Below are 12,127 nucleotides of genomic sequence, written 5' to 3'. Positions count from 1 at the left end.
AAGTGCGCGCATATTATCAAACTGTCTTTTGATGTAAAGCATTTTACTTAACTTTTTTGCCAGACTGCCGATAAACCAAACAACCTTAGCTTAAGAAACCGCTATGACGACGATTATCAATGAATGGCAACTCGATTGTCGCTTAAATAAAGCAATTAACCAGCAGCACAGGGCAGATTTTGCGTTGTGGCTGGCTTTTTTGTCGCCAGCCATTGACGAGATGGCGGAGTTTCAGACGCCACAAATAACACCGATTACTGAAACTCAGGATATCTATGCCAGCTTTTCATTGCCGAATCCCAGAAAGTTCGGCTGGCAGGAGCCGGACCTTGCAACGTTAACCCGACAAAGTCTGGCCTTGCAGCAAGGTGGTTTACGACAACTGAAACTACAACAATATTTAGTGCCCGGGCCATTGGTATTGACAGATGACAGTGCAAAACTGGCCGGGGAGGTAAATCAGAACTTAGATGCTCATAGTAAACGCCGGCGCGAGAGTGGGAAGCTTAAACGTACTGAGTCAGATCCAACAGCGCTGTATGACATTTTACAACAGCTGGAGCAAACTGCAGCTTAAGGTGCAACATTAACCCTGACCTACCGGCACAGCACCACTGGGCAGATGCTGATTGCAGTGTTTGAATTTTTTACCGCTGCCGCAAGGGCAAGGGTCGTTCCGGCCAATTGGTTGCGTTGTTACTGGCGTGATCTGACCATCAATGTAGTACCACTGATCGTCAAGCAGAAAACGTGATTTTTCTGCCAAACTTTCCAGCTTATTACCATAGATATAACGGGCAACAAAACTGACAAAACCCTCAGTGCCTGGCTCAAGTGTTGAGTTTGCTGAATTGTCGGAATCTGAGTAGTCAGTAATTGTTAAACTGACAAAATGAACTGCGTTGGCAAAGTCTGTTATCTGGGCTTTTTCTTTTATCAGCGCATTTTCTGTTGACTGCGCATTAAATGCTGTCTGTTCATTAAACGTATTCTGCAAGGCCGGCCGGCATGTTTGCAGAATGTATTCAATTTTTTTACAGCAATAGGCACTGTACCGGGAACGCATCAATTGTCGACAACAGTCAGCTTTTTTTGCTCCTGCAAGCAGTGGCTGACAACAGTCGCTGAACTTCAGGCCGGAGCCGCAATAACAATTCAAAAGCACCTCAGAAATTCGACATAAGTAACATTTCCGGCATTATATCGTAATTATCATTAGTGCTGCAGCTTGCTAGTGAGTCTGTGTTGTTATCTGATTCATCTGGTAAAACCAACGTTGCTGTCTGGCAGCGCACTGGCTAAGCTCAGAGGTCAAAGCTGCTGAAGCTAATTCAGTGAAGTTAATTACTACCCGGCAACTGGCACTATGTAACAGCTTCATTAAAGTTGTTGCCGGATCTTTTATCGTCTCAGGATGGATAACCAGTATTCTATCTATTGGCAATTGTAAATAACTGGCCAGTGCTTTTGATGGCAATTGTTGTGGCGCAACCAACACAATCCAGCCTGTTTCGCAGCAATGCCGTTGTAATAACTTTATCAGTAGCGGCTCTGCATTAGTTGCTGATGCTAAAGTCAGTTCCTGATAAAACGGTTTGGCAGACGATACGGCTGCAGTCAATCGTTGCAAGCGTCCGGTGCTTTGTTTTGCTGGCAAGCCAGCAGGCTCTGTAATGGGGTTGCTAAAAGACGTTGTTGCTATCATATTGCGCTCCAGCTGTGTATTTATACAGTGTATGCATATACAGTAGTCTGTGTTTAAAATAAAGGCAAGTAATTTTTCCGACAACGTAGCAGAGGCTGCTGTAGCTGCCCGGCTAATAGCAGTTATTTATTACTGGCTGGACCATTAGTTTGCTAATTTAGGTTAGAATTGCCGGCTGGAGTTTAAAATAAGAGTGCCTGATTGATGTTGTTAGACGATTTTGTCACCCGTTCAGCTGAAGGTTTTAGTTTCAGCAAATTGCAATCCTGTCGTTTTGCCAAGCAAATAGCGACGGATTTCAATCCGATCCACGACGTTGACGCTAAGAGATTCTGCGTGCCTGGTGACTTATTGTTTGCTTATCTGCTCAGTCATTACGGCTTAAGTAAAGAGCTGACTTGTACTTTTGCCGGTATGGTCAGCGCTGATGTCTTGCTGCATTGTGAGCAGCATAATGATGAGCTTAAAATTTGTGATGCACATGGCAAGGTATATCTGTCATTGCAACGGCAGGGTGAGACCAGCCACGATCTGGCGGTAATTGAACCCTTGATCCGTGATTATGTGAAATTTTCGGGGCAAAATTTCCCTCATATTCTGCAGCCGTTAATGCAGCAGCATAGTGTTATGATCCATCCTGGCCGGCCATTAGTCATTTATGAGAGTATGGCGTTGTCATTCGATACTCTGCCAACCGCAGAAGTAGAACTCAGCCTTGCCGCATCGTCTTTGCAGGTAGAAGGTAAGCGGGGTAACGTATTGTTGCAGTTTGTACTTACCCAGCACGGCACACAAATCGGCTGTGGCGAGAAGCGAATGATACTGAGCAATTTGCAAGCCTATGATGAGGCGCAGATGCAATTGATGATTGCAGAATATGATCGCCGTAAAAATCTAAGCAGAAGCCACGGCTAAGTCGCTTTTAATAACAATATAAAATCAGCTATAGTGGCAGCTCTTTGTCACTAAAGGCTTTTTATGGCGCAGGCTAGTTCATTACAACCCGGTTTTCTGGTGGTTCATGCTAATGCGCCTGAGCAATTACGAGCACTGGTAGTAAACTGGCTGCAACGCTACCCCCTTATGCCGTTGGCATCTGAACATATTCTGGTGCAAAGCAATGGTATTGCCCAATGGCTTAAACTGGCGCTGGCCAACGAGCCTGACGCCGCTGAACCGGGCTGTGGCATAGCCGCGGCAATTGATGTTCAGTTGCCGGCCCGTTTTATCTGGCAGCTTTACCGCAAAGTTCTGGGCCAGGACCAGATTAGTGAACGCTCGGCATACAGCCGCGATTTACTGCGCTGGCATTTATTGAGTGTATTGCCTGAATTACCTGACGTTCCTTGCTTTGAGCCCCTCCGCCATTTCTTCGCTGATGATCCGACTTTGCTGAAAACTTATCAGCTGGCGGAGCAATTGGCTGCATTGTACGATCAGTATCAGGTATATCGCGCCGACTGGCTGAATCTGTGGCAGCAGGGCCAGGATCTGTTGATTACCGCCCGGGGCCAGCTAACACCGCTAAAACCGGATCAGCAATGGCAAAGTGTATTGTGGCGTGTTTTGCACAACAGAGTCAGTTCAAAACAGCTGGGTGACAGCCGTGCTGAAGTGCACCAACGGTTCATTGATAAATTAGCGGTTATGTCAGCAGCTGAGGCGGCGGCAATATTGCCGCCGCGCTTAATTATTTTTGGTATTTCGGCAATGCCTCAACAAAGCTTACAAGTTTTGGCCGCAATAGCGCCTTTTTGTCAGGTGTTACTGGCGGTGCATAATCCTTGTCAGCATTACTGGGCAGATATCATCAGTGAAAAAGAACTGCTAAAAGCCAGCCATCATCGTCAGTCTTATAAAACGGGCATGCCTGTTAATATCAGTGACGACCAGCTGCACATTCACGCTCAGCCGCTCTTGGCATCCTGGGGACGGCAGGGCCGGGATTATATCCGGTTACTTGATGAATTTGATGAAACCGCTCAGTTCAAAAATCTGTTTGTTAACCAGAGGATTGACCTGTTTCAACCACCAGACAGCAACCAGTTGCTGGGGATGTTACAGCATGATATTTATGATTTACGTCCGGTACATGATAGTCAGCAATATTGGCCGGCAATTGCTAAGAGCGACCAGTCAATTCAGTTTCATCTTGCCCACAGTGCAATGCGTGAGGTGGAAATTCTGCACGATCAGTTGTTGGCAGCATTTGAGCAGGATCATAGCCTGACACCACGTGATGTCATGGTAATGGTACCTGATATTGCCGGATATGCGCCGCTTATTCAGGCTGTTTTTGCGTCGTTAAAACCGGAAGACCCACGTTATATTCCTTTTACCATTGCCGATTTGCCACCGGGTACCGAGCAGCCGATGTTTAAGGCAGTTGAACAGCTGATGGCACTAGCTCAAAGCCGCTTTCATTTAAGCGATATTCTGGATCTGCTTGAAGTACCTGCTGTGCGTCAACGTTTTGCTATTGAAGAGTCAGCATTGCCGTTACTACATCAATGGCTGCAGGCTGCAGGTGCTCGCTGGGGGCTGGATGCGACGCAGCGACATAGTCTCGATTTACCTGATGGCTTGCATCAATACAGCTGGCAATTTGCGCTGGATAGAATGTTGCTGGGCTTTGCCACCGGACCAATAGCAGAGCAAGCTAATGATGGTTGGCATGGCATTGATCCTTTCACTGAAATAAGCGGTTTAGAGGCGACATTAATAGGTCCGTTATATCAGTTGCTGGCAAAACTTAAACACTACTGGCAACGGTTACAACATCCGCACAGCCCTATAGAGTGGCAACAGTTAATAAATGTGATGCTACAGGATTTTTTATTGCCGGAACTTACGGATGAGCAAGCTTTGCTGGGCCAGTTATATGAAGCACTGGACCAATGGTTCTCCGATTGTCAGCAAGCGGCGCTTTGTACTGCATTGCCGGCCCCAATTGTTGCAAAGAGCTGGTTTAGCCTGGTGGCCCAGCCCGGTGTGCAGCAACGCTTTTTATCTGGCGGTGTGACTTTCGCTACTTTACTGCCGATGCGCGCCATTCCGTTTCGGCATATCTGTTTACTTGGGATGAATGATGGCGCATTTCCGCGTCAGCAGCCAAGACAGGACTTTGATCTTATGCAAACAGATATGCGTCCGGGAGATCGTTCAAGGCGCGAGGATGACCGCTATTTATTACTCGAAGCCCTGCTGTCTGCGCGCGACCGGCTTTATATAAGCTGGGTAGGGCGCAGTATTCATGATAACAGCGAGCGGGCACCGTCGATGCTTATTGGTCAATTACGTGACCATCTTGCCCAGTGCTTCCAGACAGCTGATGAAAAAGTAATCAAAGATGAGGGCAAGGTCGCCGCTAAAAATAATCCGGGATTACTGGCGCAACTGACGACTGAGCATCCGCTGCAACCTTTCAGCCCGCGCTATTTCAGTAATACTGAATCTGGTTTATTTAGCTATCAACAGGAATGGCTGGCTGATGGCGCCGCCTTGTCAGAACCCGGAACGCTTAGTCACTGGCAACCCACTGAGCCCATCAGCTTGCGTCAGTTGACGGAGTTCGTTCGTGATCCGGTTAAGAGTTTTTTTATCCAGCGTTTAAACATCTGGCTTACTAAGGCTGATCGTGTTGCTCAAAATGATGAGGCCTTTGCGTTAGATGGTCTGAGTCGCTGGCAATTACAACAACAGTTGATCAACGGGGTACAACAGGCGCTGGCTGACAACCGGCCAATAGCAAATGCCATTGACAATTGTCTGGCTCAAATGCAGCGCCGGGGCGAACTTGGCGTAGGCAGCGCTGTTGATTTACATGCTAAACAATTGGCAGAACCAGTGCTGGTCTTGTCCGAACGGCTTAAACAACTGCAGCAAAGCTACCCCGACAGCATAAAAGCCTTTGCCGTGCAATGGCAGTATCAGGAAATGGAGCTGCAGGACTGGCTTACCCAGTTGCGGCAAAATGCCAGCGGCCAGCGCTGTCAGCTGCTGTTAAGCGCCAGTGCCATTATTAAACAACGCAAATATCAGTGGCGGCATCTGGTTTCACCGTGGCTTAGCCATTTACTTGCCAACACCCAGGGCCCGTGTCAGACGATTGTGCTAAGCCAGGCTGGCGAAATAGTCTTTGCAGCGTTAACAGAAACAGCCGCTGCAAAGCAGCTGGAACAGTTGTTAAGTTATTACCTGCAGGCGCATCAGGCGCCGTGGCCGCTGGAATTAGAATGTGCCATCTTATACCTGCAGCAGACTGACGGTGGTAAACTCAGTAACGAGCAAATCCTGCAACAATGTGAAAAGCGTTATCTGGGCGACAACTACAACCCGGGGATAGTGCAGTTGAATCCTTATTTACAGCGGCTGTTTCCGGATTTTAAGCACCTGATCAGAAGTGGCGATTTTATGGTTCTGGCTGAACAACTTTACCGGCCACTGTTAACCGCAGTGCTTCAGGCTGCAGGCAGCGGAGTGGAAGAATGAAACCGCCAGCAAAGCTTGACCTGCTAACGTTGCCACTCAGAGGTAACCGGCTGATAGAGGCCAGTGCCGGTACCGGCAAAACCTTCACGATAGCAGCACTTTATTTACGGTTGGTGCTTGGTCATGGCAAAGCCCAGGCGTTTCAGCGGCCATTAACGCCGCCTGAAATTCTGGTGGTTACCTTTACCGAGGCGGCAACGCAGGAGTTACGCGATCGGATCCGGTTACGCTTAACCGAGGCAGCGCAGGCCTTTCGCTCCGGAAGCACTGGCGATAGTGTGCTTGCTGCGTTGCTTGCTGATTACTCAGGCACTGAATTTGCTTACTGTGCCCGCAGGCTTGAGCTGGCAGCTCAGTGGATGGATGAAGCGGCAATTTCAACGATCCATGGTTGGTGTAACCGGATGCTGGCGGAGCATGCCTTTGCCAGTGGCAGTTTGTTTACCCAACAATTAAGTACTGACTTAAGTGCTCTGAAATTAGAGGCGGCCCGTGATTACTGGCGCAGTTTTTATTATAAATTAGCTGAACCGGCATTAGCTCAGTGTATTAGTTACTGGCAAACTCCGGAGCAGTTGTGGCAGAGTGTTGCCGGGCTGACCAGTTACTATCTGCAACAAACTGCTACGGTGAACAATGGTTACGCGGAACCGGAGGTGGCAATTGCGCAGTGTCAGACAGAACGGCAGACTCAGCTGCAGCAACTGACATCTCAGTGGCAGCAATGGCTACCGGAACTAACCCGGTTGTTGAACGATGCAATTACAGCTAAAGCTGTTAATGGCAGACAACTGCAGCAACGCTTCCTGGATAATTGGCTGCAAAAAATACAAAACTGGTTACAGGCACCGGATGAAACCCTTGATTTAGGTACTGGTTGGTATCGTTTATCGCCTCAGGGAATAGCCGAGTGCTGGAAGCAACAGCCGGTGCCTGAGCATCCGGCATTTGACGGTATTGTGCAGTTGCAAGCCGCCCTTAAAAATTTAGCCCAGCCTCGTCAGTTACTGATGCAGCATGCTGCCAGCTGGCTGGCAGAGCGGATCCAGGCCGGGCTTAGCCAGCAGGCACTAATGGGGTTCGACGATATGCTGCTTCGGCTGCACGCTGCTTTGCAAAGCAGTCAGGGGGCTCAGTTAGCCGGCCTGATCCGACAACAGTATCCGGTGGCGCTAATAGATGAGTTTCAGGATACCGACCCTATTCAGTATCAGATATTTTCAGCTATCTATCTGGATAAATCAGAAAATTCACCTCAGGATGCTGAAGCTGAACATCAGCATGCGCTGCTGCTGATTGGCGACCCAAAGCAAGCAATATATGCTTTTCGTGGTGCTGATATTTATACCTACCTTAAAGCGCGGCAGATAACTACTGGCCAGCACTACACACTGGATACCAACTTTCGTTCAGACACCCGGCTGGTCAGTGCAGTAAACTATATTTTTGCACAGGCAGAGTTGCGCCCTGGCGGGGCTTTTCTGTTCCGACAGCAACAGCAGGCCTCTGCTAATTCGGATCCGCTGCCATTTTATCCGGTTAATGCTAAAGGGAATAACTGGCAACTGCATATCGGAAAACAGCTTGCAGCCGCGCTGACTGGCTGGTTGCCTGAGGAGACAGCAGAAAAAGTAATGAGTCGACAGGCATATCTGGACGAGTATGCCAGCGGTTGTGCCAGTTATATCACTGATATTTTGCAACAAGCGGTCAGTGGTGCAACTTACTTTGTTAAAGATGATGGTGAAAAGCGCCAGCTTAAACCGTCAGACATTGCGGTTTTAGTGAATAATCAGACTGAAGCACAGGCAATCAGGAATCAACTGGCAGAGCGGCAGGTCCGCAGCGTCTACTTATCAGACCGGGAGTCAGTGTTCAGCTCTGGCACGGCGTTGGATTTACAGCTTATTCTCAGTGCCTGCGCTGAGCCCGAGCAAGACAGTTTACTGCGCTCTGCTATCGGCTGTAGTACGATTGGCCTCAGCCTGGCGGAACTTGATACCTTGCAGCAACAAGAATTGAAGTGGGAGCAACTTTGTCTGCAATTTAAACAGTACCAACAACAATGGCGCCGCTTTGGTGTACTGCCAATGCTACGTAGTCTGCTGTTTGAGTTTGCCATCCCGGCACGACTGAGGCAAAGTACCGACGGTGAACGAGCCTTAACGGATTTGCTGCATCTGGCCGAATTGTTGCAGCAGGCGGCTCAGCAACTGGATGGAGAGCAGGCTTTACTGCGTTATTTGAGCGAGCAGATCCAGCAACGCGGAGCTGGCGATAACGAACAGCAAAAAGTACGATTGGAAAGTGATGCTGAGCTGGTGCAGGTTATTACTATCCATAAATCAAAAGGCCTGGAGTACCCGCTGGTTTTTCTGCCGTTTATTTGTGCCGCCAGACAGGTTAACGCCGCTCAGTTACCTGTTACTTATCGTGATGCGCAGGGCAACCTGTGTTTCAGTTATCAGCCTGATGAGCACATCATCGCCGCTGCTGAGCATGAGCGGCTGGCCGAAGACATTCGTAAATATTATGTCGCCGTTACCCGCGCAAAATACGCTTGCTGGTTAGGACTCGCGCCACTTGCAGAGACAAGTGCAGTCAGCTATTTACTGGCAACCTCTGATGTGGCTCCTGCCGATTTTGTTACGCAGGTTCAGACTGCCTGGGCAGATTGTCCGGCTATTACTTTGGAAACGCTGCCTGCACCAAGTCAGAACTTTTATCAGCCTCTCAGGCAAAACCAGCTGAATATGAATGCCCGGCAAATTAGCCATTCATTTCGTCAGCACTGGTGGATTGCCAGTTACAGTGCGATTACCCGCCAATTGGGGGAAAGCAGCTTACTGTCGCAACGTGACCCGGAGCGAGCCAGCGATAAGTTATTAACAGAGCTTTATAACGAAGCTGATGTTGAACCAGTAGCAGAGCAGCCAGTGGAGCCTGCTATTCAGTATCAGTTTGTTGCCGGGCCGCAAGCCGGTACCTTTTTGCATAGCATCCTTGAGTGGATTGGGCAGCAAGGGTTTGCGGCTATCCGCAAACAACCGCAGTTATTAATGGAAGAACTTGCTAAACGTTGTCAGTTAAGGGGCTGGCAGTCTGATTGCGAGGCATTACAACACTGGCTGATGCAGCTGCTATCCAGTGATTTTAGGCTGCCGGACACTGTAAAAATTGAGCCGGTGAGTTTAGCCAGGATGACAAGTTATCAGGTTGAGCTGGAGTTTTGGTTACCCTGTCAGCAGATTGATATTACTCATCTGGATACCATACTGCAGCAGCATATCTGGCCAGGTGAAGCCCGACCTGCGTTATTGGCTGGCCAGCTGAATGGCATGCTTAAAGGTTTTATTGACCTGGTATTTTGTCAACAGCAACGTTATGTCGTGTGTGATTACAAATCAAACCGGGTCGGCCAGTGTGCCGGTTCCTATAACGAATCGGCGTTACGCCGAATTATGTTGGAAAAGCGCTATGATGTGCAGGCAGTATTGTATTGTCTGGCGCTGCACCGGCTATTGCGAAGCCGGCTGGCTGGTTATGATTATCAGCGGGATATTGGCGGGGCGCTGCACTGGTTTATAAGAGGTGTGGCATCAACACAGCAGGGCATGGTGTGGTTAAAACCTCCGCTGCAGTTAATTAATACACTTGACCAGCTGTTCCGTGGGGAGGCTGTCAGTGCAGGCTGAACACATTTTGGAACAGTGGCAAAATCACGGCTGGTTGCGCCCGCTGGATCAAGCGTTTGCCAGTTTTATTGCCCGCTACGAGCCAGCACAGCCGCTGGTCTGGCTGGCTGCGGCGCTGTGCAGCTATCAGTTAAAACAAGGGCACGTCTGCCTGGATCTGGCAAAACTGCAGGCTGAGCCGTTATTAACACTGGGGCTGGGGGCCGAATTGACTGCCAGTCAGCAAGCGGACGTGCAACAACAACTCGCTGCCGTAAGCTTAGCGCAGTGGCAGCATGCGCTTCGTCAGTCGGCAGTGGTGGATAGCGGTGCCGGCCATAATCCGCTGGTGCTGTCAGGTAGCCGTTTATATCTGCGCCGCTATTGGCAATATGAGCAGGATATTGCCAGCCAGATTAATCAACGTCTGAATCAAAGTGACAACCTTAGTGCGCAGTTACCGGACAGCGTTTTATTGCCATTAATTGCCAGGCTGTTTCAGCAAAGTAAGCCAGCTGAACAACAGCTGGAACCTGACTGGCAACAACTGGCCTGTGCGCTGGCCTGTCGCAGTGCTTTTACTGTGATTACCGGTGGCCCTGGCACTGGCAAAACCACCACAGTGGTTCGTTTATTGGCGTTGTTGCAATTATTACAGCTGCGCCAGCAGGCACCCTTGCTGGAAATCCGCCTGGCTGCGCCTACCGGCAAAGCAGCCGCCCGCTTAAAAGACAGCATCAGTGGCGCCATCAGCCGGCTGGCAGCGCTTAAAATTGACGGTTTCAGTCAGATTGAGCTGGCTATTCCGGTTAATGTCAGCACTATTCATCGTTTACTGGGGGTACGCCCCGGCAGCAAAAATCTGCGTTTTAATCGTTATCAGCCTTTGCCGCTGGATATTTTGGTGCTGGATGAAGCGTCGATGGTTGATGTCGAAATGATGGCGTCGTTATTACAAGCTTTACCACAATCTGCCCGGATCATTTTGCTGGGTGATAAAGATCAGTTGTCGTCAGTAGAGGCAGGCGCATTATTGGCTGAGCTGTGCAAAAAAGCCGTTGCCGGCGATTATCTGCCGGCAACGGCCAGCTGGTTAGCAAAGCAAACCGGCCAGCAGATCCCCGCCACACTGATAAGTGATAAAGGCAGTTTACTGTCACAGCATATTGTGATGTTGCGTCATAGTCATCGTTTTGGTCAAAATAGTGGCATTGGCCGGCTGGCAGCAATGGTTAATCAGGGGCAGCTAGACCCGTCTGTCTGGTATCAGCATCCAGCTGAATTATGCCTGTTGCAGGAATTTAGCACAGCAAGTGCTGGTTTTGCGCAGTTGATAGTCAGCGGTGCTGATAATAGTACTAATACAAAAAGCGATGGTTACCAGCATTACTTAGCCATGCTCAGGATTGCTCCTGCTGAACCGGAGCTGCAGGATGGCTGGGCCCGGCAAATTTTGCACGCGCATAGTTGTTTTCAGGTGCTGGCGGTAACCCGCAAAGGTGAGCTCGGTGTCGAGCAATTGAATCAGAGAATACAACATTGTCTGGCGAAAGCGGGTTTAATTGTGCCACAACATCAGTGGTATGCCGGACGACCCGTGATGGTTACCCGTAATGACTATCAGCTGGGGCTGATGAATGGTGATATTGGGATTTGTCTGCCTAAATCAGTCGTCCAGTCAGATGGCAGTGTCAGCGTCGTGCTAAGAGTGGCATTCGCGGTGGCGGAAGGTATTAAATGGGTTATTCCGGCCAGGCTAAATGCAGTAGAAACAGTGTATGCGATGACAGTACATAAATCCCAAGGGTCAGAATTCCGTCATACCGTGCTGGCAGTGCCAGCTCATGACAATGGTCTGCTGAATCGGGAGTTATTATATACTGCCATTACCCGCGCATCGGCCCGCTTTAGCCTGCTTTGTGCTGAACCGTCTCTGCTGGGGCGGGTAGTACAGCGGCAGACGTTGCGTGCTGGTGGTTTATCATTAGCGTTGGCTGATGACTCTTAACTGGGTTTGCTTGTTTTTTAGGCAAACGATTTTGTTTCTTCAAAAAGCGCTTGCACAGTGTTTTAAACTCCCTATAATGCGCATCCACAGACGGGGCAGCGGCAACGCAGCAAACGACTGAGAAAACATCTGAGAATGGCGCAAGCGGTTCTCGCTTCACTCTGGTAAACGGGTTTGAAGCATGCTCTTTAACAATTCGCAATCAATTATCTGTGTGGGCACTTATAATGATGTTCGTGAAAACGAAAC

At 49.2% G+C, this 12,127-nt stretch carries 7 protein-coding genes; 5 read left to right on the top strand and 2 right to left on the bottom strand.

All coding sequences use genetic code 11. The features are described 5' to 3' along the window. The first annotated feature begins 103 nt into the window (after window positions 1-103). On the top strand, window positions 104-577 hold the full coding sequence (locus KQY15_RS18050; RefSeq protein WP_217671326.1) for a VC2046/SO_2500 family protein: 474 nt from the start codon (window positions 104-106) through the stop codon (window positions 575-577). A gap of 9 nt (window positions 578-586) precedes the next feature. Here KQY15_RS18050 and KQY15_RS18045 read toward each other — a convergent pair whose 3' ends face one another. Continuing rightward, complete coding sequence (locus KQY15_RS18045; protein WP_308160270.1) at window positions 587-1,165, bottom strand: YchJ family protein; 579 nt, start codon at window positions 1,163-1,165, stop codon at window positions 587-589. Between the two features lie 66 nt (window positions 1,166-1,231). Continuing rightward, on the bottom strand, window positions 1,232-1,705 hold the full coding sequence (locus KQY15_RS18040; RefSeq protein ID WP_217671324.1) for a hypothetical protein: 474 nt from the start codon (window positions 1,703-1,705) through the stop codon (window positions 1,232-1,234). A gap of 204 nt (window positions 1,706-1,909) precedes the next feature. Between KQY15_RS18040 and KQY15_RS18035 the strand changes: the two genes are divergently transcribed. From KQY15_RS18035 to recD, 4 genes are all read left to right on the top strand, one after another. After that, window positions 1,910-2,620 carry a DUF3581 family protein gene (locus KQY15_RS18035; RefSeq protein WP_217671323.1) on the top strand — a complete coding sequence of 237 codons (711 nt, stop codon included), beginning with the start codon at window positions 1,910-1,912 and terminating at the stop codon, window positions 2,618-2,620. Window positions 2,621-2,683: 63 nt separating this feature from the next. Further along, window positions 2,684-6,196, top strand: coding sequence for an exodeoxyribonuclease V subunit gamma (gene recC / locus KQY15_RS18030; RefSeq protein ID WP_217671322.1), 3,513 nt, complete (start codon window positions 2,684-2,686; stop codon window positions 6,194-6,196). Then, the gene (gene recB / locus KQY15_RS18025; protein ID WP_217671321.1) at window positions 6,193-9,891 is read left to right on the top strand and encodes an exodeoxyribonuclease V subunit beta; all 3,699 of its coding nucleotides are present in this window, start codon (window positions 6,193-6,195) and stop codon (window positions 9,889-9,891) included. The genes recC and recB overlap by 4 nt, the downstream gene beginning before the upstream one ends. Then, entirely contained in the window at window positions 9,881-11,878 is a 1,998-nt protein-coding gene (gene recD, locus KQY15_RS18020; RefSeq protein WP_308160269.1) for an exodeoxyribonuclease V subunit alpha, read from the top strand. Before recB ends, recD begins: the two co-directional genes overlap by 11 nt. Window positions 11,879-12,127 lie beyond the last annotated feature (249 nt).

The organism is Arsukibacterium indicum (assembly GCF_019100565.1).
Lineage (GTDB): Bacteria > Pseudomonadota > Gammaproteobacteria > Enterobacterales > Alteromonadaceae > Alishewanella > Alishewanella indicum.
Note: the sequence above shows the minus strand (reverse complement) of the source record. Positions and strands in the feature narration are given on the sequence as shown.